Source organism: Microbacterium sp. DT81.1 (assembly GCF_049844955.1).
Lineage (GTDB): Bacteria > Actinomycetota > Actinomycetes > Actinomycetales > Microbacteriaceae > Microbacterium.
On sequence record NZ_JBNCMA010000008.1, the window covers coordinates 61,290 to 80,956 of the forward strand.

General features: G+C 69.0%; 22 protein-coding genes. 6 read left to right on the plus strand and 16 right to left on the minus strand.

All coding sequences use genetic code 11. The features are described 5' to 3' along the window. Window positions 1-11: 11 nt before the first annotated feature. The 8 genes from ACLQ2Q_RS19495 to ACLQ2Q_RS19530 form a co-directional block, all read right to left on the minus strand. Window positions 12-2,078 carry a beta-galactosidase gene (locus ACLQ2Q_RS19495; protein WP_425823001.1) on the minus strand — a complete coding sequence of 689 codons (2,067 nt, stop codon included), beginning with the start codon at window positions 2,076-2,078 and terminating at the stop codon, window positions 12-14. Between the two features lie 64 nt (window positions 2,079-2,142). After that, on the minus strand, window positions 2,143-2,988 hold the full coding sequence (locus tag ACLQ2Q_RS19500) for a hypothetical protein (RefSeq protein ID WP_425823003.1): 846 nt from the start codon (window positions 2,986-2,988) through the stop codon (window positions 2,143-2,145). 2 nt (window positions 2,989-2,990) lie between these two features. Next, on the minus strand, window positions 2,991-3,920 hold the full coding sequence (locus ACLQ2Q_RS19505; RefSeq protein ID WP_425823005.1) for a carbohydrate ABC transporter permease: 930 nt from the start codon (window positions 3,918-3,920) through the stop codon (window positions 2,991-2,993). Next, on the minus strand, window positions 3,917-4,912 hold the full coding sequence (locus ACLQ2Q_RS19510; RefSeq protein WP_425823007.1) for a carbohydrate ABC transporter permease: 996 nt from the start codon (window positions 4,910-4,912) through the stop codon (window positions 3,917-3,919). The genes ACLQ2Q_RS19505 and ACLQ2Q_RS19510 overlap by 4 nt, the downstream gene beginning before the upstream one ends. A gap of 70 nt (window positions 4,913-4,982) precedes the next feature. Beyond that, the gene (locus tag ACLQ2Q_RS19515) at window positions 4,983-6,284 is read right to left on the minus strand and encodes an ABC transporter substrate-binding protein (protein WP_425823010.1); all 1,302 of its coding nucleotides are present in this window, start codon (window positions 6,282-6,284) and stop codon (window positions 4,983-4,985) included. A 177-nt stretch (window positions 6,285-6,461) separates the two neighbouring features. Continuing rightward, window positions 6,462-7,448 carry a family 43 glycosylhydrolase gene (locus ACLQ2Q_RS19520; RefSeq protein ID WP_425823012.1) on the minus strand — a complete coding sequence of 329 codons (987 nt, stop codon included), beginning with the start codon at window positions 7,446-7,448 and terminating at the stop codon, window positions 6,462-6,464. A gap of 46 nt (window positions 7,449-7,494) precedes the next feature. Further along, complete coding sequence (locus ACLQ2Q_RS19525) at window positions 7,495-9,279, minus strand: ABC transporter ATP-binding protein (RefSeq protein ID WP_425823014.1); 1,785 nt, start codon at window positions 9,277-9,279, stop codon at window positions 7,495-7,497. Window positions 9,280-9,346: 67 nt separating this feature from the next. Next, on the minus strand, window positions 9,347-10,354 hold the full coding sequence (locus ACLQ2Q_RS19530) for a LacI family DNA-binding transcriptional regulator (protein WP_425823016.1): 1,008 nt from the start codon (window positions 10,352-10,354) through the stop codon (window positions 9,347-9,349). Between the two features lie 152 nt (window positions 10,355-10,506). On the opposite strand from ACLQ2Q_RS19530, the gene ACLQ2Q_RS19535 reads away from it, so the two are divergent. The 4 genes from ACLQ2Q_RS19535 to ACLQ2Q_RS19550 all read left to right on the plus strand — a co-directional run bounded on the left by ACLQ2Q_RS19535 (window position 10,507) and on the right by ACLQ2Q_RS19550 (window position 12,880). Further along, a complete protein-coding gene (locus ACLQ2Q_RS19535; protein ID WP_425823018.1) occupies window positions 10,507-11,850 on the plus strand; it encodes a Gfo/Idh/MocA family protein in 1,344 nt (447 codons plus the stop codon). Between the two features lie 12 nt (window positions 11,851-11,862). Continuing rightward, a complete protein-coding gene (locus ACLQ2Q_RS19540; protein WP_425823020.1) occupies window positions 11,863-12,339 on the plus strand; it encodes a hypothetical protein in 477 nt (158 codons plus the stop codon). Window positions 12,340-12,461: 122 nt separating this feature from the next. Continuing rightward, a complete protein-coding gene (locus ACLQ2Q_RS19545; protein WP_425823022.1) occupies window positions 12,462-12,632 on the plus strand; it encodes a CsbD family protein in 171 nt (56 codons plus the stop codon). A gap of 98 nt (window positions 12,633-12,730) precedes the next feature. Beyond that, a complete protein-coding gene (locus ACLQ2Q_RS19550; RefSeq protein WP_425823024.1) occupies window positions 12,731-12,880 on the plus strand; it encodes a hypothetical protein in 150 nt (49 codons plus the stop codon). A 54-nt stretch (window positions 12,881-12,934) separates the two neighbouring features. Here ACLQ2Q_RS19550 and ACLQ2Q_RS19555 read toward each other — a convergent pair whose 3' ends face one another. Then, entirely contained in the window at window positions 12,935-13,474 is a 540-nt protein-coding gene (locus tag ACLQ2Q_RS19555; protein ID WP_425823026.1) for a DUF5655 domain-containing protein, read from the minus strand. Between the two features lie 201 nt (window positions 13,475-13,675). Here ACLQ2Q_RS19555 and ACLQ2Q_RS19560 point away from each other — a divergent pair, with 201 nt between their 5' ends. Continuing rightward, window positions 13,676-14,131 (plus strand): SRPBCC family protein, encoded by a 456-nt coding sequence (locus ACLQ2Q_RS19560; RefSeq protein ID WP_425823028.1) that lies wholly within the window; start codon window positions 13,676-13,678, stop codon window positions 14,129-14,131. Window positions 14,132-14,149: 18 nt separating this feature from the next. Here the strand turns inward: ACLQ2Q_RS19560 and ACLQ2Q_RS19565 are convergent, their stop codons facing one another. The 4 genes from ACLQ2Q_RS19565 to ACLQ2Q_RS19580 form a co-directional block, all read right to left on the minus strand. After that, complete coding sequence (locus tag ACLQ2Q_RS19565) at window positions 14,150-15,229, minus strand: DNA glycosylase AlkZ-like family protein (protein WP_425823029.1); 1,080 nt, start codon at window positions 15,227-15,229, stop codon at window positions 14,150-14,152. 38 nt (window positions 15,230-15,267) lie between these two features. Next, window positions 15,268-15,666, minus strand: a complete 399-nt coding sequence (locus ACLQ2Q_RS19570) for a glucose-6-phosphate dehydrogenase (RefSeq protein WP_425823031.1) — start codon at window positions 15,664-15,666, stop codon at window positions 15,268-15,270. A 144-nt stretch (window positions 15,667-15,810) separates the two neighbouring features. Next, entirely contained in the window at window positions 15,811-16,050 is a 240-nt protein-coding gene (locus tag ACLQ2Q_RS19575) for a DUF3072 domain-containing protein (RefSeq protein WP_425823033.1), read from the minus strand. A gap of 121 nt (window positions 16,051-16,171) precedes the next feature. Next, window positions 16,172-16,627 (minus strand): protein-tyrosine phosphatase family protein, encoded by a 456-nt coding sequence (locus tag ACLQ2Q_RS19580; RefSeq protein ID WP_425823035.1) that lies wholly within the window; start codon window positions 16,625-16,627, stop codon window positions 16,172-16,174. A gap of 64 nt (window positions 16,628-16,691) precedes the next feature. On the opposite strand from ACLQ2Q_RS19580, the gene ACLQ2Q_RS19585 reads away from it, so the two are divergent. Then, window positions 16,692-17,042 (plus strand): nuclear transport factor 2 family protein, encoded by a 351-nt coding sequence (locus ACLQ2Q_RS19585; RefSeq protein ID WP_425823037.1) that lies wholly within the window; start codon window positions 16,692-16,694, stop codon window positions 17,040-17,042. A 52-nt stretch (window positions 17,043-17,094) separates the two neighbouring features. Here ACLQ2Q_RS19585 and ACLQ2Q_RS19590 read toward each other — a convergent pair whose 3' ends face one another. The 3 genes from ACLQ2Q_RS19590 to pgm all read right to left on the minus strand — a co-directional run bounded on the left by ACLQ2Q_RS19590 (window position 17,095) and on the right by pgm (window position 19,634). After that, a complete protein-coding gene (locus ACLQ2Q_RS19590; protein ID WP_425823039.1) occupies window positions 17,095-17,412 on the minus strand; it encodes an ArsR/SmtB family transcription factor in 318 nt (105 codons plus the stop codon). Continuing rightward, window positions 17,409-17,885 (minus strand): SRPBCC family protein, encoded by a 477-nt coding sequence (locus tag ACLQ2Q_RS19595; RefSeq protein ID WP_425823041.1) that lies wholly within the window; start codon window positions 17,883-17,885, stop codon window positions 17,409-17,411. The genes ACLQ2Q_RS19590 and ACLQ2Q_RS19595 overlap by 4 nt, the downstream gene beginning before the upstream one ends. Window positions 17,886-17,990: 105 nt before the next feature. Further along, a complete protein-coding gene (pgm, locus tag ACLQ2Q_RS19600; protein WP_425823043.1) occupies window positions 17,991-19,634 on the minus strand; it encodes a phosphoglucomutase (alpha-D-glucose-1,6-bisphosphate-dependent) in 1,644 nt (547 codons plus the stop codon). Window positions 19,635-19,667 lie beyond the last annotated feature (33 nt).

Genomic DNA, 19,667 nt, shown 5'->3' on the forward strand with positions numbered 1-19,667 from the left:
GGAGAGGTCCGTCATCGAGTCGCGACGGCGTCAGCGCGTTCGGTGCGGGCGGATGCCGTCTCGGGCGACAGCGCGAACAGCACACTCCGGGCGTCCAGTCGGCGGCCACCGATGTCGACGCCGCTCTCGGCATCCGTTCCGTCGACTTCGATCCAGACGGCCTCGTCGCCGTGATTGATCAGCGTCACGAGATCGCCGCGGCGGGCGACCTCCACGTCGGCCGGCAGATCGGCCACCACGGGGGTGACCCCCGATGCGTCCACAACCGCTCCAGCCAGCGCATCCAGGCCCGCCGCATCCGGCATCGTCGTGACGTACCAGGCCTCCCCTCTGCCGTAGGCGTGCCGTGTGACGGCGGGGAAACCCGCCGACGGGCCGTCGGTGAAGCTCGCGACGACGTCCGCCCCGACGGCCTCGACCACCTCGGCGACAAGCGTTCCGCGCACGGGCGCGCCGTCCAGCACGAATCCGGCCGAGCCGCCGTGCTCGCCGCGCGCCGCAGGCCCGCTCTGCGCCCCGACGCCCATGCCGCCGGCCGACCCGCCGTGTGCGCCGGCAAGAGCGCCGAAGTTCTCGAGCCGCACGCCGAGCACCGGCCCGAGCTGCGCGAGGAAGCCGCCGGCGCGGAACTGGTCGTGCTCGTCCACGACGTCGGTGAACGGGCCGGCGAGCAGCGTGCCGCCGCCCTCGACGAAGCGCGTCAGCGCCGCGGCGCCATCTTCGCGCAGCAGATAGAGGGCCGGCGCGATCGCGAGGTCGTAGCCGTCGTCCACGCGCTCGGGAGGAATGATGTCGACCATGAGGCCTCGTTTGTGCAGCGCCCCGTACCACTGCAGCGAGAGGGCGAGATAGTCGATGTCGACGGGGTGATCGCGTTCCTCGACCGCCCACCAGTTCTCCCAGTCGAAGACCAGGGCCACGCGGGCGTCCCGACCGGGCGCCGGCAGCGAGAGCGACCCGAGGCGGGAGCCGAGCTCGGTGACCTCCCGCCACGTGCGCGTGTCGGTGCCGGCGTGCGGGAGCATCGCGGAGTGGAACTTCTCGCTGCCGGCACGGGACTGCCGCCACTGGAAGAACATGATCCCGTCGGCGCCGCGGGCGATGGACTGGGCGGTCTCGACCAGCAGCACGCCTGGTTGCTTGCCGGGGTTCGCGGGACGCCAGTTCACGGCATCCGTCGCCTGCTCCATCAAGATCCAGGGCACGCCGGGCTTCAGCGAGCGGATCAGATCGCGCTGGAACGCCGCATCCCGCACCCGGTCGGGGTTGGCGGGGTCGGGGTAGCAGTCGTCGGCGATCACGTCCATGAACGGCGCCCACTTGCTGTAGTCGGCGGGCTTGAACGGTCCCATGAAGTTGGTCGTGATGGGCTGCGTCGCACCGGCCGCCAGCAGGATCTCGCGCTCCATCAGGTAGCACTCGAGCAGCATGTCGGACGTGAAGCGGCGGAAGTCGAGCATCGACGACGGGTTGTGGCTGTAGGGCGCCTTGCGTGGCGGGAAGACCTCGTCGAACGAGCCGTAGCGCTGCGACCAGAAATTGGTGCCCCACGCCTCGTTGAGGCGCTCGGTCGTGCCGTACCGCGCTCGGAGCCATCCGCGATACGCGTCGCGTGCGGCATCCGAGTAGTCGGCCCACAGGTGGCAGCCGAACTCGTTGCCCACGTGCCACATCACGACGGCGGGGTGGTCGACGTAGCGTTCGGCGAGGCGGCGGACCACCTCGCCCGCCAGGCGCCGGTAGGTCGGCGACGACGGCGCGAAGTGCTGCCGGCTGCCGGGCCAGTAGGAGGCGCCGCTCTCGTCGGCGGGAAGCGTGTCGGGGTAGCGCGCGCTCACCCACGGCGGGGGTGAGGCGGTCGCCGTCGCCAGATTCACCTGGATGCCGCCGGCGTGCAGCTTGTCGATCACCCGGTCGAGCCAGTCGAAGTCCCACACGCCCTCGGCCGGCTGGATGCGCGACCACGCGAAGATGCCGAGGCTCACGATGTTCACGCCGGCCTCACGCATGAGGCGGACATCGTCGTCCCAGACCTCTTCTGGCCATTGGTCGGGGTTGTAGTCGGCGCCGTACAGCACAGAAGACTCCTTGGTCTGAGTGGGGGATGGGTCAGGTGAAGGGAGGGGACGAGTCGAGCGGCGACTACGCGCGAGTGCGCCGTGCCCGCGCCGGGATGGCGACCGCGGCGAGGGCGGCGCAACCGAGCGCCGGGATGATCAGCGGCGGAAGCGCCCACGTGAGGACCACCACGAACACCGCCGTGGCGGCGAAGTAGAGGGTGCCGGGGATGTCCCCTCGGAGCGTGCGCGGCACGGACCGAACGGCGCCGCGCCAGCCTGTATGGGGCTCCGCCCCAAACCCCCGGCTTGCTGACGCGCGCCCTTTATGGGGCTCCGCCCCAAACCCCCGGCTTGCTGACGCGCGCCCTGTATGGGGCTCCGCCCCAAACCCCCGGCTTGCTGACGCGCGCCCTGTTTGGGGCTCCGCCCCAAACCCCCGGCTTGCTGACGCGCGCCCTTTATGGGGCTCCGGGCTCCAGGCGCCTGCGGCCGCGAGCAGCGACACGCCGACGGCGGCGAGGCCGACCCAGCCGAAGATCGCGATCGCTGCGCCGCCCGGCAGGAGTCCGGAGTCCGCCAGGTCGACATCCAGCAGCAGGATCGCCGTCAGCACGAGCGCAATCACGCCGACCACGAGCCCCCCGGCGAGCGCGGCCCGCAGGTCGCGCCAGAAGGCGAAGAGGGGCGACGCCTCGGCGGCGATGTAGCGGCGCAGGTGGCGGATGCCGGCGGCCAGCGCGGCCGGAAAGGTTACGAGCGGCAGCGAGACGAGCGTCACGAGCAGGCCGATGAGCAGCACCTCGCCGAGGAGCGCGAACCTCGCGGTCGCCCCGGGGAAGCGCGCCGGCGGACGCTCGTGGAGCGTCGGGCCGCTGCCCGACAGGTCCGCGCGCTTGGCGGCGCGTGCTTCTCGGCGGTCGATGGCCATCGTCAGCCCTTGAGTCCCTGGGTGGCGACGCCGTCGACGAGGAAGCGCTGGAAGACCAGGAAGAAGAGGAGCACGGGAAGGAGGGCGAGGAAGGATGCCGTGACGGTGGCTCCGAAGTCACTCGTGGTGCTCTGGTCGTTGTAGAGGCGCAGCGCGATCGGGAGCGGATAGTTCTCCGGACTCGTCAGGTAGAGCAGTGGCCCGAGGAAGTCGTTCCATGCCCAGATGAAGGAGAAGATCGCGCAGGTGATCAGGGCGGGCTTGATCAGCGGGAGGATGATCGACCAGAAGATGCGCAGGTGACCCGCGCCGTCGATGCGGGCGGCTTCGTCCATGTCACGCGGCATCTGGCGGATGAACTGCACGAGCAGGAAGACGAAGAACGCCTCGGTCGCCAGGAACTTCGGCAGCAGCAGCGGAATGAACGTGTCCACCAGCTCGAGCCGGTTGAACAGGATGTACTGCGGGATGATCAGCACGTGGAACGGCAGCAGGAGCGTGCCGATCATCGCGGCGAAGAGGATGCCGAGGCCCTTGAAGTGCACCCGCGCGAACGCGTACGCGGCCAGGGCGGAGGAGAACACGGTGCCGATGACCGAGACGACGGCGATCAGCAGGGAGTTCGCGAAGAACCGCCACATCGGCACCCCGGCGATGCCCTCGGACACCTTGGCGTAGTTCTCCAGGGTCGGGTTGTTCGGAAGGAGACCCATGTTCGATCCGAACTCGCCGTTCGGCTTGAAGGTGGACAGGAACAGCCACAGCAGCGGGTAGAGCACGACCGCGGTGACGCCCAGCAGCACGACCAGCCAGATCACGGTCTGCCAGGTCTTGCGCTTGACCCTCCGGGGGCGTGCGGTTTCCTTGGGGTCCGGGTCGACCTGGTTCTCGACCTGGACGAGCGCGGCCTCGGAGAAGCTTGAAGTGGTCATCGGGTGTCTCCGGAGTAGTGCACCCAGGAGCGCTGGGTACGGAAGAGGATGAAGGCGATGATGGCGACGACGACGAGCAGCACCCACGCCATGGCGGCTGCGTAGCCCATCTGGCCGTCGGAGAAGCCCCGCTTGTAGAGGTACAGCGTGATGTAGTTCGTCATGCCGGCGGGACCGCCGGAGCCGTTCGAGATGATGTATGCCGACGCGAACACCTGGAAGGCGCCGATCAGGCCGAGCAGCAGGTTGAAGAAGATCACCGGTGAGAGCATCGGCAGGGTGACCGCCCGGAACCGGTGGAACGCTCCGGCGCCGTCCATCTCCGCCGCCTCGTACAGCTCCTTCGGGATCTGCTTCAGGCCGGCGAGGAAGATCACCATCGTGGCGCCGAACATCCACACCGCCAGCAGGATCATCATCGGCACCGCGAGGTCGGGATTGCCGACCCACCCGCCGATGTCGATCCCGAAGAGGCTCAGGGAGCTATCGACCGGCCCGTTGTCGGAGAACATCGCCCGCCACACGATGGCCACCGACACCGAGGCCCCGATGAGCGAGGGGGCGTAGAACGCGGAGCGGAAGAACCCGCTGCCCTTGTCGCGGAAGTTCAGCAGCATCGCCACAGCCAGCGCTGCGGCGAGGGTGATCGGGGTGCCGACCAGCACGTAAATCAGGGTGATCTGCGAGGACTGGATGAAGTTGGGGTCATCCGTGAACAAGCGGACGTAGTTGTCCAGGCCGATCCAGCGGGGGTCGGAGAAGATGTCGTACCGGGTGAAGGACAGGTACAGCGAGTACAGCATCGGGCCGACGGTGAGGCCGATGAAGCCGATCAGCCACGGGAGAAGGAACCCGTACCCGGTCAGCGTCTCCCGGCGTTCGCGCCGCTTCAGGCCCGGCCGTCCTGCGTCTTCTGCGCGCCGTCTGCGCAGCAGGTTCTTGCGCGAGGAGTCTTCCCCGGTGACGATCACTCTCGTCGCTGTCGTACTCACGTCGGTCTCCTGAACGTTGGGTGGAGGTTCGGGGCGGGGCCCGGGCGTCGCCGCCCGGGCCCCGGGTGTCCTACTGGCCTAGGACGACGTCCATCTCAGTGAAGAACTCGCTCACGGCCTCGTCAACCGTCATGGTGCCGAAGTTCAGCTCGGTGCCGATCTGGCGGAACTTCTCCTCGAGCGTGCCGTAGCCCACGATCGGGACCGGGGGAGCGTCGCCGAGACGGTCGGCGATGGATGCCTCGTAGTCCTTCACCTGCTGGCTGAGCGGGTCGAGCTCCGCGGCCGCGAGCGCCGTCTCGGAGGCCGGGAGGCCGCGGTTGGTGCCGAAGATCTCACCGGACTGCGGCGAGTTGACCAGGAAGTTGACGAGCGTCGCCGCTGCCTCGGGGTGGTCGGTGTTGGCCGAGATCGAGTGGAGCATCGAGGGCTTGAGGTACAGGTCCTTCGCGCCTTCCTCCGTGACGGGCGGCTCGATCAGACCCAGCTCGGTGTACTCCGCTCCGAGGCCGGCGAGGTAGCCGGCGCCGAAGTTGTCCCACGTGAGCTCGCTGGCGGTCAGCGCGCTGTCGAACGCGCCCTTCGGGACGACTTCCTCCACCCGCTGCTGCGGGATGCCGATGCCGTCCTCGCGGATCGGTGCGCCCTGCTCCCAGAACTCGGTGAGGCGCTCCTCGTCGAAGCCCGGCTCACCGTCCTCGGTGAAGAGGTCCTTGCCCTCGGCGCGCAGCTGCAGCTCGAAGTTCTGGATGCGGCCGGTGAAGTCGCTGCCGCCCCAGAACGCCCCGCCGGCGCCGTCGGTGACTTCGCCCATCCATTCGGTGTAGTCCTCCCAGCTGCCGCCCTCGAACTGCTCGACACCGGCGGTCTCGAGAAGCTTCGTGTTGGTGAAGAGACCCCACGCGTTGGTGGACGTGGCGATGCCGGTCGTCTTGTCGTCCACCACGCCGATGTCGAGGATGTTCTCCGGCAGCGGCTCGGTGTCGATGATGTTGCCGAGGTAGGGCTCGAGATCGAGCAGCAGATTGTTCTGGGAGTACTGACGCAGGTACGAGTAGTCGAACTGCATCACGTCGGGCAGGTTCTTGCCGGCCGCCTCGGTCTGGCGCTTCTCCCAGAACTCGGGGAACGCGAGGAACGTCGAGTTGACCGTGATGTTCGGGTACTCCTCGTTGAACGCCTCGATCGCCTGGTTGTACAGGTCGGCGCGGATGTCGTTGCCCCAGAAGGCGAGGTCGAGGGTGACCTCCTCGTCCGGATCGAAGGTGGCGGCGGGCTCCGCCGCGTTGTCGCCTCCCGCGCATCCCGCCAAGACCAGTGCGGCTCCCGCCGTGAAGGCCATTGCAGCAATGGCCCGCTTCTTGCTGAACATCTTCGTCCTCTCTGACGTCCGCGTCCGAGTCGTGAGCCGGCGAACGTTCGTTGTTCTTTCGTGCGATTGACGGCGTTCCTTGGTGACGGGAAAGCGCTTGCCCATCACCGTACCCGACGGGAAAACGTTTCGCAAGAGTCAATCGCGTAACGGTGCGCGAGCGGCCGAATGTGCCGGTCAGCGCGCGCAGAGAAGCGTGCCGTCGCACACGGACAGCCGCGCGACGTGCACCGCACTGAGCCTGGAATCGGCGTCCTCGCTGGTGCCGAGCTCCGATCCGTCCCACCACGGATGCGTGAAGTAGTACAGGCGCGCGTCGTCCTCCGTGACGACGACCGAACCGTGGCGACCGATCTGGATGCCGCGCTCCGGCGGCCCGGAGTCGCCGAGGATCACATTCTCCGGCCCGCCCTGCCGTACCCACTCCACCGCATCGCTTGAGCGGTGGACCGCCATTCCGCGCCACTCGTCCGTGATCATCCACCACCACCCTCCCAGGGCGAAGACGTACGGGCCCTCGTGCGGTCTGCCGCCGATCGCCGTGCCCTCGAGGCGCCATGAATCGAGGTCGGGGGAGACCGCCACGCGCGTCACCGACGCGGCCGCCTCGTCCTTGAACCACAGCCGCCAGCTCCCATCGGGACAGCGCGCGACCGCCGCGTCGATGACCCGGTCGCTGCCGAGCTCGAGCGCCCCGCGCCTCTCCCAGCGCGTCAGGTCGTCCGAGACGTACTCGATGATCCGCCGGTCGTGACCGTCCCACCGGTCCGGGATCCCGTCGATCTGCGTGAGGTACATGCGCCAGCGAGGCCTGTCGCCGGCGACCGTGTCGTCCCGCACCACGTCGGGCGCCCAGTGCGTCTCCGCGATCTCCGCGGGGAGGGCGCCGGCGCGCAGCGACAGGCCCGCGTCACCGGGCTCGAGGGTGTCGGGCTCGAGGGTGCCGGCGTACGACCACGAGTACCCGTCCTCACCGCGGGCGACGCCGATCCGGCTGCCGTGCACCCACGCGACGCCCGGGCCGGGATCGGGATGCGTCGCCCGGCGCTGCGTGTAGAACATCCACCATCCGCCGTCCACATCGCGGACCACCGTCGGATCGGTCGCGCCGTCGTAGACCGGGTCGCGGTACACCTCGCCGGGAGCGACTCGGCGATCGGTCACGGCGTCGTGCTGGCGTGGCGCGGATGCCGCGGTGAAGGCACGCCGGTCATCCCGCCGCCGCCGCGCCGTTCTGGGTGGCGTGCAGGTGCGCGTAGCGCCCGCCTCGTACCAGCAGCTCGTCATGTGCGCCGACCTCCACGATGCGACCGCCCTCGAGCACGACGATGCGGTCCGCACTGCGGATCGTCGAGAGCCGGTGTGCCACGACGAGGGTCGTGCGGCCCTTCATCAGGCGCGAGAGTGCTTCTTTGACAAGCTGCTCCGACTCCGGGTCCAGCGCGCTCGTGGCCTCATCGAGCAGCAGGATGCGTGGATTGCGCACCAGGGCCCGGGCGATCGCCAGCCTCTGGCGCTGGCCGCCCGAGAGCCGCGCGCCGCGTTCTCCGACGATCGTGTCCCACCCGTCCGGCTGAGACGCGACGACATCGAGCGCGTTCGCATCCCGCAGCGCCTGGTGGATCGCCTCGTCCCCGAGCTGGGGCAGGCCATACGCGATGTTGTCTCGGATGCTTCCCTCGAAGAGAACCGAGTCCTGGGGCACGACCGACACGAATCGGCGCACCGTGCGGAGGTCCAGCTCCTGCATGTCGCTTCCATCGAGGAGGATCGTCCCCGCGGTCGGACGAACGAAGCCCAGCACGAGGTTCAGCAGCGTCGACTTGCCCGAACCCGACGATCCGACGAAGGCCACCGTCTCACCCGGTCGGATCTCGAAGGACACATCGTGCACCGCATCCACCGCCGAATCCCGGTACCGGTGGGAAACGGAGCGCAGCGTGATCTCGCCGGCGACCCGGTCGACCCGGCGCTTGCCCTCGTTCTGCTCGAGGTCCGGCTCCTGCAGCACCTCGGCGATGGACCGGACGGACTCGAGCCCGCGGGCGCCGACAGGGATGAGCATGAGCAGCTGGGTCAGCCCCTGGGTGAGCAGGGCGAAGTAGCTCGAGAGCAGCACGACCTCCCCGGGGGTGATCGGCACGATGCCGGTCAGCGAGAAGACGGCGGCGAGGCCCAGGCATCCGACACCGAGCAGCTGCATGCCGACCCACGAGATCGACGCGACGTGCCCGTTCAGCATGTCGAGGTGGAGCCCGGCTCGCCGCACCTCGTCGGCGCCGTCCGAGACGCGGCTCACCGCCGTCTGCTCGAGGCCGTGCGCGCGGGTGACGGGGATCAGAGACGCCATCTCGCCGACGCGTCCGGCGAACGCCTCCACCTCACGCCGGAACACCTCGTTGCGCGCGCGCGACCGCCGCGCCATCCCCCAGCGGAGGAGCAGGGCGAACGGCACCGTGAGCGCGTACACGGGCAGGAACTCCGGCACGACGACGGCCGTCATCACGATGGCGCCTGTGAGCACCATCACCGACGACAGCAGCGGATGCGTGACCTGCTGCAGCATCAGCTCGACGTTCTCGACGTCACGCACGACCTTGGTCTGCACGACCGACGAACTCGCACGCGTGTGATATCCGATGGAGAGGCTCTGCAGCCGCGCTGCAAGCGCGTTGCGCAGGCCGGCTCCGGTGTCGCGGACGACGGTCATGAAATTGCGCGTGTACAGGATGTGGTTCGGGTAGTTCTGCAGCAGCAGCGCGATCGCCACTCCCAGCCAGACGAGCACCGACGACACCGCGCCGCCGTCCGCGACGATGTCGATGATCGCGCCGGTCACGACCGGGAGGAACCAGAGCGGGATCTCCTTCATGGCGAACGCGAAGATGGCGACGGTCATCCGGCCGGGACGCCGGGCGAGCAGGCGCAGCACCGACCGCGCGGGATGGGCGCCGTCGACGACATCCGCGGTACGGGTAAACGCTTTCTCGCTCATGGGACAATCGTACCGAGCGCTCCGGAGCACGAGACCGAAATGCGGGATGAACGACAGAGCCGCAGGATCAGCCGACGGTGGATGCGCGGATCACCAGTTCCGGCTGGAACACGACCTGCGTGACACCGTCGAGATCGCCCGCGATGTGGCGGAGCAGCAGCTCGCCTGCCCGCTTCCCCATCTCCCGCGCCGGCTGCCGGATGGAGCTCAGCGGCACAGCAGCGATCGAGGCGAACTCGATGTCGTCGTAACCGATCACAGCGATGTCCTCCGGCACGCGCACGCCGGCGCTCACCAGTCCGTGCACGACGCCGCACCCCATGTGGTCGTTCGTCGTGATGATGCCGTCCGGCCGCTCCGCGGCATCCAGCGCGGCGATGCGGGCACCCAGCTGCTGGCCCACCCTCGCGGTGGTCCGCTCGCACCACGTGACATCCAGCGTGACCTCCGGATACTGCGCGACCGCTTCGCGGGCGCCTTGGAGGCGTTCACGCACCTGGCGCACCTCTTCGCGAGCCCCGAGAAAGGCGAGCCGGCGCCGGCCGATGTCGATGAGGTGTCCCGCCGCCATCCGGCCGCCGGCGATGTCGTCGAGCGACACGGAGGGCAGCGCGCCGGAATCATCCATGGTGTCGACGAGTACGACCGGGATGCCGCGCGCGCGCAGCCGATCGATCCACGGTCCGGTGTCGCCGAACGGGGTCACGAGAGCGCCCTCGACCTGCACGCGCTCGAACAGTTCGAGGTGGTCGCGCTCCTTCGTGACGTCGTCATCACTGTTTCCGACCAGCACCCGCAGGCCCGCGACGGCGACGGCGTCTTCGGCTCCCGCCATCAGTTCGGCGAAGAACGGGTTGGCGATGTTGATGACCGTCATCCCGAGCAGCCCGCTGCGGCGGACGCGCAGCTGCCGTGCCGCCTCGAGGGGGACGTAGCCGAGCTCGTCGGCGGCCAGCCGCACCCGGGCGACCAGCTGCGGGTTCACGCCGTCGGGCCGGTTCAGTGCCTTCGACACCGTGCTGATCGAGACGCCCGCCTCGCGGGCGACGTCTCGGATGCCTGTGCGTTTGGTCATGGTGCTCCTGCGATCATCATGCCCCCGATTGCAGAACGGCCGCTCGCGGCTGCCGGGCGTGGGCCGGGAGTTGCCGCCTCCGCGGACGAGCGCCTAGGCTGGGAAAGCGGTTTCTCACGTCCGCGATCCTATCCCGACGAAACGAGTTCTCGATGTCGAACGAACCGGCACGCCGCCGCTACGCGCTCGTGGGAACGGGCTCCCGTGCTCGCATGTACCTGCAGGAGATCGCCGGTCCGCACGCCGCCTTCGCCGAACTCATCGCGATCGCCGATGCCAACCCCGGGCGGGCCGCGCTCGCCCGCGACCTGGTCGTAGCGAGGGGCGCCGCGGCGCCCGCCGTCCTCGATCCGGCCGAGCTGCCGGCGGCAGTGCGGTCGGAAGGCATCGACGCCGTGATCGTCACGACCCCGGATGCCACCCACGCCGACTTGGTGGTCGCGGCACTGGATGCCGGCGCCGACGCCATCGTCGAGAAGCCGCTGACCACCACCGTCGAAGGGGTGCGCCGCATCGCCGAGGCGGCGGAGCGCACCGGACGCTCGGTGACGGTCACCTTCAACTACCGGTACTCGCCGCGCAACACCGCGCTGAAGAGCCTCATCGCATCCGGCGAGATCGGGCGCGTCACGAGCGTGCACTTCGAGTGGGTGCTCGACACCGCCCACGGCGCCGACTACTTCCGCCGCTGGCACCGCGACAAGACCAACTCCGGCGGGCTGCTCATCCACAAGGCGTCGCACCACTTCGACCTGGTCAACTGGTGGATCGACGATGTCCCGGCTCGCGTCTTCGCCTCGGGCGGCCTGCGGTTCTACGGCGACCGCAACGCCGCCGAACGGGGTCTCGGCGAGCGCCCCGAGCGCGGATCCGTCGATTCGCCCCTTCAGGACGCATTCAGCCTCGACCTGCGGAGCGAGCCGTCGATGAAGGCGCTCTACTACGACCAGGAGCAGTACGACGGCTACCGGCGCGACCAGGACGTCTTCGGCGAGGGCATCACGATCGAGGACAACCTGGCCCTCGTCGTCGATTACGCCTCCGGTGCCTCGATGTCGTACTCACTCAACGCGCACTCGCCGTGGGAGGGGTACACCGTTTCCGTGAACGGCACCAAGGGCCGGGCCGAGCTCACGGTCATCGAGCGTGGCGCTGTGCTCCTGGGCGAAGACGGACGGGTGCTGATCGATCCGAGCGCGCAGCCCGAAGGCGTCGAGAGCGACCGGACGCGCCCGATCTCGGAGCGGCTCGTGCTGCAGAAGCACTGGGAGACCGCCGTCGAGGTCCCGATCCCGGAGGGGGAGGGCGGGCACGGCGGGGGCGATGCTCGCCTGCTGCGCGATCTCTTCGAGGGCGTGGACGATGACCCTCTCGGTCACACGGCATCATGGCGGGATGGCGTTCGGTCCGTAGCAGTCGGGCTCGCCGGCAATCGATCGCTCGAGACCGGGCAGGCGGTCACGATCGCCGACCTCGACCTCGGGGTCGCCCTGTAGCCGGCGGCTCGCATGATCGTCATCGTCGTCGAGGGGGAGAGCGATCGCGCCGCCGTCGAGACGCTCGGCGCCCGGCTCGGCCTGGCGATGCCTCCTGTCGTGGCCGTCGGGGGGTCGAAGGGCGCCCGTCGGGCCGCACAGGATCTTGCGGGGGCCCGGCTGCTCGGTCTGGTCGACGCGGCCGAACGCCGGGACTTCGAGCGTGTGCTCGATGCCGTGTTCGTCTGCGAGCCGGACCTGGAGGGGGAGTTCGTGCGCGCGCTCGGCATTCACGGCGTCGAGTCGCTGATCGCCCAGCAGGGCGAACTCGAGTCGTTTCGCCGGTTGCAGCAGCAGCCGGCGCAGCGCGAGCGCACGCCCGAACAGCAGCTGGCGCGCTTCTTCGGCGGCCGCAGCGGCAACAAGCGCCGCTACGCGGAGCTTCTGGCGTCCGCCCTGCCGCTGGAGCGCATCCCGCCGCCCATCGCGCAGTTGCTGAGCGCTTTCTGAGCGCCAGAGGACCCCTCTGAGACCATCCGTCAACCCCTTGCCCTGACGATGCCCACAGGGGTGTGATGGAGTTCTACCCGCGCGCACCACAGTCGCCGCGGGCCATTGTGAAGGAGATCATCATGGGTGCAGACGACAAGATCAAGAACGCTGCTCAGGACCTCACAGGCAAGGCCAAGGAGGGCCTCGGCAAGGCGACCGACAACGAGCGCCTCGAAGCCGAGGGCAACGCCGACCAGACCGAGGCGAACCTCAAGAAGGCCGGCGAAGACGTGAAGGATGCCTTCCGCTGAACCACCGACGAAACGGCCGGGACGACCTCGTCCCGGCCGTTTCGCTGTCGGGGAGGTTCTTCGGTGCCGTCGGCTTTCCGGGCGCGTAGTCTGCGGATATGACGAGCGATCCAGGAGACGACCAACCCGTCGAGAACGACGGCGCACCCACCGGTGGCGACAAGACGACCGAAGACCAGTTGGAGGCAGACAACGCGGTCGAGGAGGACATGCTCAAGGCCCTCGACCCCGACGCGCCGCCCGCCTGATCCGGGCGGGGCCGCAGCGCCCGATCAGACCATGGCCGGGAGCCCTGCTTCGACTCAGGCGAGCTCGTAGGCCTTCCTGAGCCACCTGAGCAGCTCCTCGTCCACCTCGTCGATCGAGGTCACAGAAACGTTGTGCGTGCACATCCCCGTTGCGGCCTTCAGCCTTTCTGTGGGCGCTGTGCCCCTCACATTGATCCCCAGCTGAAGCCTCTTGGCGCTCGCCGGCTCCACAAGAGCGAACTGCTTGGAGCGACGGAGCGAGACACTGGCCCTCTTCGGACGCACGTCGACGTCGTCGCCGAACTGCCGCACGGCCGAGATCACGGCTTCATAGAGGGGACGCAGGCCGGCTCTCGGCCCGGCGTACTGGGCATCGACGAGGTCGTCGTCCGAGGTCGCCGCATCCCTTGACCGGTACTGCAGCACGATGCCGTTCGCGTACCCGTGGCTCACGCCGTGTCCGCCTTTCAGGTACGCCACCATCTCGGCGTGCTTCTCCAGGCCGGCGTGGCTGAGCACCGTGTACCACTCCTCCAGCGACTTGCCGGTGTTCTTGGGCAGATTGTCGATCATCGACTGCGTCGCGGCGTCCACGACCTGAGTGTAGGAGCGTCGTTCCAGCATGTCCATGACGGCGCATTCGACCTCGACTGCAGGACTGCTTCCCCCTTTCCCGACCGGGTGCGTCGTGCGATCACGACTGGCTGTCGGCGAGATGTCAAGCCCTCCCACGGCGCCTCCGGGATCGGGTCGAATGGAGGAGTACCGATCGAAACCGAAATGAGGAGTGACTCCATGGCGCAGATCATCGAAACCATCGACGTAGACGTTCCCGTGAGCACGGCATACAACCAGTGGACGCAGTTCGAGAGCTTCCCGAAGTTCCTCGACGAGGTGGAGTCGATCACGCAGATCGATGACACGCACACCCACTGGAAGATCAGCGTCGGCGGCCAGAAGCGGGAGTTCGACGCCGTCATCACCGAGCAGCACCCCGACGAGCGCGTCGCCTGGAACAGCACGGGCGGCGAGACCGAGCACGCCGGCGTCGTCACCTTCCACAAGCTGAGCGACACCACCACCCGCGTCACCGTCCAGCTGGATTGGGACCCGCAGGGCCTCATCGAGAAGGTCGGCTCCCTGGTGGGTGCGGGTTCGCACGCGGTGAAGAAGGACCTCAAGAACTTCAAGGAGTTCATCGAGTCCCAGGGCGTCGAGACGGGCGCCTGGCGCGGAGACGTCCCGGCCTAGCGGACTTTCGGGGGTGGCTCAGCGCGCGTCGACCACGCTGACACCGAGCCACTCCCCGAGCTCATCGAGCTCCGCGCGCACCATCTCGTCCTCCTCCGGCTCCAACGGAAGGAACTCGTGCACCGCATTTACGCGGAGCACCTCCCGTTCCCTGTCGACCTCGGCATCCAGCATCCCCACGAAGCGGTCGCCCAGCAGGATCGGGTGGGCGAAGAAGCCGTACCGCCGTTGCGGCTTCGGCTTGAACTGCTCGAGCACGTACTCGAACTCGAAGACGTCCCGCAACCGCGGACGGTCGAAGAGCATCCCGTCGTAGGGGTTGAGGAACGCGACCCGACCGCCGTCGTCCTCGTCGAGGGCGGCCACGGCATCCGGATCCACGCGCCACTTGGTGCGCATCCCCTCGATCGTCGCCGGCTCGCCCGCCTCTCCGACGGGCGTCCAGGGTGACTTCTGCTTCGCGATGCCCGCTGCCTGCAGCCTCCTCTCATCGAGCAGCCGCGCAGCCTCGTCTTCGTCGTACTCCGGGAGATCCCGGGGGTAGACACGCTCCGCAAGGTCCCAGATGCGATGCCGGCTCTCGCGGCCCGAAATGGCGACCACGCCCTGCCGCATGAGGAAGTCGAGCATGTGCGGCACCTGGTTCGACCCCGACCAGCCGTCGGGGGCCCTGCTGACCTGCGCGGTGTCGGGGATCTGGCTCGCGAGCAGTGGGCCCTCGGCGCGGAGCCGGGCCACCACATCGGCGCGGAATCCGGCGTTCGCCTCCAGCCACTGCCGGCTGCTCTCGCGCCGCGGCCATCCGCGCATCGCCGGCAGCATCAGCGGGAGCAGGCTCGCCGGACGGAAGGCGCCGTCGTACTCGAAGAGCAGCCGGTCCATCTCGACCGCCTTGATCAGCTGCCCCGACTCGTACGACCAGCCGATCCTCGACCACAGCACGGTGTGCTCGCAGGGGGCGATGGTGGCAGTCGGGTCGATCTTGACGGCGCCCAGCTGCTCGGCGACCTCCACAACGTCGCCCGGGCGGTCGGCGTCCAGCAGCTGCGCACGCACGGCGATCCGCCGCGCCTGATCGAGTGTGAGACGATGCGTCACCCGTCGAGGTTAGAGCACGCCTCCCCCGCGGCGCGGACTCAGCCCACGCGTCGGCCGCACATGCCGCAGACGCCGGTCGCCGAGATCTCGACGTAGCAGTCCGGGCACATCGCGCGCACCCTGTCGCTCGACGCGACGCTGCGCGGCGCAGGCGCGCGTCGCGCGACGCGAGCGGCCGCTGGCTTCGCCGTGGCAGCGGTCGGCGTCGAGTGCTGCTGCACCGCCGGCAGGTGCGGCCGGCAGTAGAACCGGACGTAGCCGGCGTGATCGTTCGGATGCCGGTGCTTCACCGCCCACAGCTCGGTACGGGGACGCAGCTCCGACGCCGTGCCGCACGTGAAGCAGCGCGTCGGTTCGCCGGGAACGAGGTCGGCGACGAGCATGGGGGAGTCGAACGCGATCGACTGACGCCAATCGGATGTCGTGGTGATCTTCATGGGGGTGTCCCTCCTGGATCCCCATGAATCCTACCCGCGCCGGCCGGGCATCACCCGGGGTCATCCTCCGGCCAGGCCGCGCATCGGGTCGGTTCCTGGCAGGAGCTGGACCTGAGTGGCGCTCGAGCGCGCGGATCGGTTTGCTCAGCGCTGAGATCTGCCGGTCTTCTCCTGCAGGCGCTCGATGTGCTCGGATGCCTCGGCCTTTGTCAGGTCGGCCGAGATCTCCTCGCCCGCCTCGCGTGCCAGAGTGTCGAGGTAGCTGCGCTGCGCCGCTGTCATCGGCTCATCACCGGTGACCCACTGCGACGGGTCCTTGGCTGCGGGGTTGTCTGTGGGCTCGGTCGCACCGAGGACCTCGCCGGAGTTGTTCGATTCGGACATGTGTTCGACGATAGTCCGCCAGACCGACACCCCGGTCGGGGTTGACAGAGGGGCGGCGAGGTGTCAGGTCATCAGAGCCCACCGAAGGCGCTCCGCCTCAGCCCGCGGAGGGCGCGCCGCCTCAGCCGGCGGAGCGGCGCTCGATGGCCCGCTCCGCCGCCCGCACCACCCAGCGCTCCTGCCACGGGGTTTCGACCGCTCGGGCGCGGTAGTGCTCCCGCACCCATGCAACGGCCCGATCCGGCTCGACGCCTGCCAGCGCCGCGAGCACGGCGAGCCCCGCACCCGTGCGGCCCGTGCCGCCCGCGCAGCCGAGCTCCACGCGCTCCTCCGCCGCCCGATCGTAGGCTTCGCAGAGTGCGCGCATGGCATGCGGGGTCGACAGAGGGACGCCGAAATCCGGCCATCGCACGAATCGATGCTCCCACGGGCCCGGATGGACGGTCCGGCCCAGCAGGTACACCCCGAACTCGGGAGTCTGGAAGTCGCTCGCCGGATGTGCATGGAGGCCGCGCCCGCGCACGAGCCGGCCGTCAGGCAGCTCGACCACGCCGACTCCCGGTTCCCAGTTCGTCACGCTCGAGATGCTACGCGGCGCCCCCGTCGTTGTGCGGCGGGGGGACGCTGAATAGCCTTTGGTCATGTCAGATCAGAACAGCGTCGACGTGGTGCTCGCCCTGATGACGGCGTTCCGCGAACAGGACCGCCCCAGGGCCGAGGAGCTCCTGGCCGACGACTTCGTGTTCACGAGTCCCCAGGACGATCACCTCGATAAGGCGACGTGGCTCGAGCGGTGCTTCCCCACCGCCTCTCACTTCGATGCGCCGTCGCAGACCCTGCAGATCGCAGACGTCGACGGGGTGGTGCTGCACCGCTACGAGTACCGCGTCGACGGGGTTCGATGGCGCAACGCGGAGGCCTCCGAAGTCGCGGACGGCAAGGTGAAGTCCGTCGAGGTGTACTTCGGCGGCGCGGTGGACCCCCAGAGCTGACCGAGCGGCGCCCGGGGCCGGCGCGGAGCCCCGCGCCGAGTCGTCGGCAGGGCTAGAGGCCCTCGGCGATCTCCCGGATGACGGAGAGCCGGCGGTCCCACTCGGCGCCGATGGCGTCGAGCCGACGCGCTGTGGCGCTCAGCTGCGATCCGAGCACCCGGTACTGCACTTCGCGCCCGACACGGACCGGCTCGACGAGCCCCGCCTCCTGCAGCACGGCGAGGTGTTTGGCGATCGCCTGACGGCTGACCGGGAGGCGCCCGGCGAGGGCCGACGCGGACGCGTCGCCCTCACCGAGTGCCGCCAGGATGCTCCACCGCGTCTCGTCGCCGAGCGCGGCGAACACCGGCACGAGGGTGCCCGTCGTCACGCGGCGCCCTCGAGCAGGGCGACCAGCTTGTCGAGTTCGGAGTTCCAGCCCTCGCGGTGGCTCTCGAGGTTGGCGGACGGGTCGGACGTGGTCTCGAAGCCGGTCTCCACGACGGTGAGCCGGGTGCCGTCCGGGACCGCCTCGAGCGTGAAGGTGAACACGGTCGAGTGCTCGGGGTCGACCTCCTCTGCGAGGTTTCCGAGGGCGTCGTCGTTCCCCCAGCGGTACGAGATCGAGCGCGGAGCGTCGATCGCCTCGATGCGCAGCGGAACCGCGCCGTAGTCGGGGAACGTCAGGGTCCCCGTGGCTCCGACTCCGGCGCCGTCGAGGACGGCGACGCCGAACCACTTCGAGATGTGCGCCGGTTCGGTGACGGCGGACCACACGGCCTCGACCGGCGCGGCGATCTTGATGGTGCGCCGCACGGTGAAGCCGCTCTGGTCGATGGTCGACGGATTGACTGTCATGCTCATGATTGTTCTCCTCAGGTCGGGAAACTAACTGCAACTAAATAGTTGCACAAGAAGAACAAGACTGCAACCCACAGGTTGCATCACGGCGGGCCGGTGGAGGGGAACCTAGCCGCCCAGCGCCGCGCTGACCACCGCGCGCGCCTCCTCCTGCACCTCCCGCAGGTGCGCCTCGCCCCGCAGGGACTCACCGTAGAGCTTGTAGACGTCCTCGGTGCCGCTCGGCCGCGCCGCGAACCAGGCGTGCTCGGTCTGCACCTTGAGCCCGCCGATCGCGGCACCGTTGCCCGGCGCGTGCGAGAGCTTCGCGATGATCGGCTCGCCGGCGAGTTCCGTGGCGGTGACGGCTTCGGGGGCCAGCTTGGCGAGCTGGGCCTTCTGCGCCGGGCTCGCCGGTGCGTCGACCCGCTGGTACGCGGACGACCCGAACCGGGCTTCGAGATCGGCGTACAGCTGCGACGGGGTCTTCCCTGTGACCGCGAGGATCTCGGCGGCAAGCAGGCACAGGAGGATGCCGTCCTTGTCGGTCGTCCAGACGGTGCCGTCGGTGCGGAGGAACGACGCTCCGGCGGACTCCTCGCCGCCGAAGGCGACGGAGCCGTCGAGCAGGCCAGGGACGAACCACTTGAAGCCCACCGGCACCTCGAGCAGCCGGCGACCGAGGCCCTCCGCCACGCGGTCGATGATCATCGACGAGACGAGGGTCTTGCCGACCGCGGCATCCGGCGACCAGCCGGGGCGGTGCGAGAACAGGTACTCGATGGCCACGGCGAGGTAGTGGTTGGGGTTCATCAGCCCGGCATCGGGTGTCACGATGCCGTGGCGATCGGCATCCGCATCGTTGCCCGTCAGGATGTCGTATTCGCTCCGTCGTGCGACCAGCGAGGCCATCGCGCTCGGTGACGACGGATCCATCCGGATCTTCTCGTCCCAGTCGAGCGTCATGAACCTCCACGTCGGATCGACGTCGGGGTTCACGACGGTCAGGTCGAGGCCGTAGACCTCGGCGATGAGGGCCCAGTATTCGACGGATGCGCCTCCCAGCGGGTCGGCACCGATGCGCACTCCCGCCTTCTTGATCGCCTCGACGTCGATGATGCTGCCGAGGTCGCGCACGTAGGCGTCGCGGAAGTCGTAGTCGCCGAGGGTGTCGCCGTCGATGTCGGCGTAGCGCACGCGCTTCACGCCCCCGAGCCCGGCCGCGATCAGCTCGTTCGCGCGGTCGGCCACCCATCCGGTCGCGTCGGTGTCGGCGGGTCCGCCGTTCGGCGGGTTGTACTTGAAGCCGCCGTCTCGCGGCGGGTTGTGGCTCGGTGTGACCACGATGCCGTCCGCCCGGCCGACGTCATCCAGTGCCCGGCCCTTGTTGTACGTCAGGATCGCGTGACTCAGCGCGGGCGTCGGCACCCAGGAATCCCGGGAGTCGACGCGCACGTCCACGCCGTTGGCGACGAGCACCTCGATTGCGGTGCGCTCGGCCGGCAGCGACAGCCCGTGGGTGTCGCGGCCCAGGAACAGCGGACCGCTGATGCCCTGCGCCGCCCTGTAGTCGACGATCGCCTGGGTGGTCGCCAGGATGTGATCTTCGTTGAAGCTGGTGGAGAGCGACGACCCTCGGTGGCCGCTCGTGCCGAAGGCGACGCGCTGCTCGGCGACCGCGGCATCCGGCTTTCTGTCGTAGTAGGCGTTGATCAGCTCATCGATATCGATGAGGTCCTGTGGTTCTGCTACCTGTCCGGCACGAGAGCTCATGCCTCCAGTCTTACAGTGCGAAGCGGCTCGGGC

What these genes read in the sequence shown, in the direction of transcription:
- ACLQ2Q_RS19575 (WP_425823033.1), bottom strand. Translation starts at nt 16,050, where the DNA reads ATGTCCGAATCGAACAACTCCGGCGAGGTCCTCGGTGCGACCGAGCCC.
- ACLQ2Q_RS19545 (WP_425823022.1), top strand. Translation starts at nt 12,462, where the DNA reads ATGGGTGCAGACGACAAGATCAAGAACGCTGCTCAGGACCTCACAGGC.
- ACLQ2Q_RS19595 (WP_425823041.1), bottom strand. Translation starts at nt 17,885, where the DNA reads ATGAGCATGACAGTCAATCCGTCGACCATCGACCAGAGCGGCTTCACC.
- ACLQ2Q_RS19540 (WP_425823020.1), top strand. Translation starts at nt 11,863, where the DNA reads ATGATCGTCATCGTCGTCGAGGGGGAGAGCGATCGCGCCGCCGTCGAG.
- pgm (WP_425823043.1), bottom strand. Translation starts at nt 19,634, where the DNA reads ATGAGCTCTCGTGCCGGACAGGTAGCAGAACCACAGGACCTCATCGAT.
- ACLQ2Q_RS19585 (WP_425823037.1), top strand. Translation starts at nt 16,692, where the DNA reads ATGTCAGATCAGAACAGCGTCGACGTGGTGCTCGCCCTGATGACGGCG.
- ACLQ2Q_RS19525 (WP_425823014.1), bottom strand. Translation starts at nt 9,279, where the DNA reads ATGAGCGAGAAAGCGTTTACCCGTACCGCGGATGTCGTCGACGGCGCC.
- ACLQ2Q_RS19505 (WP_425823005.1), bottom strand. Translation starts at nt 3,920, where the DNA reads ATGACCACTTCAAGCTTCTCCGAGGCCGCGCTCGTCCAGGTCGAGAAC.
- ACLQ2Q_RS19570 (WP_425823031.1), bottom strand. Translation starts at nt 15,666, where the DNA reads ATGAAGATCACCACGACATCCGATTGGCGTCAGTCGATCGCGTTCGAC.
- ACLQ2Q_RS19550 (WP_425823024.1), top strand. Translation starts at nt 12,731, where the DNA reads ATGACGAGCGATCCAGGAGACGACCAACCCGTCGAGAACGACGGCGCA.
- ACLQ2Q_RS19560 (WP_425823028.1), top strand. Translation starts at nt 13,676, where the DNA reads ATGGCGCAGATCATCGAAACCATCGACGTAGACGTTCCCGTGAGCACG.
- ACLQ2Q_RS19535 (WP_425823018.1), top strand. Translation starts at nt 10,507, where the DNA reads ATGTCGAACGAACCGGCACGCCGCCGCTACGCGCTCGTGGGAACGGGC.
- ACLQ2Q_RS19515 (WP_425823010.1), bottom strand. Translation starts at nt 6,284, where the DNA reads ATGTTCAGCAAGAAGCGGGCCATTGCTGCAATGGCCTTCACGGCGGGA.
- ACLQ2Q_RS19500 (WP_425823003.1), bottom strand. Translation starts at nt 2,988, where the DNA reads ATGGCCATCGACCGCCGAGAAGCACGCGCCGCCAAGCGCGCGGACCTG.
- ACLQ2Q_RS19530 (WP_425823016.1), bottom strand. Translation starts at nt 10,354, where the DNA reads ATGACCAAACGCACAGGCATCCGAGACGTCGCCCGCGAGGCGGGCGTC.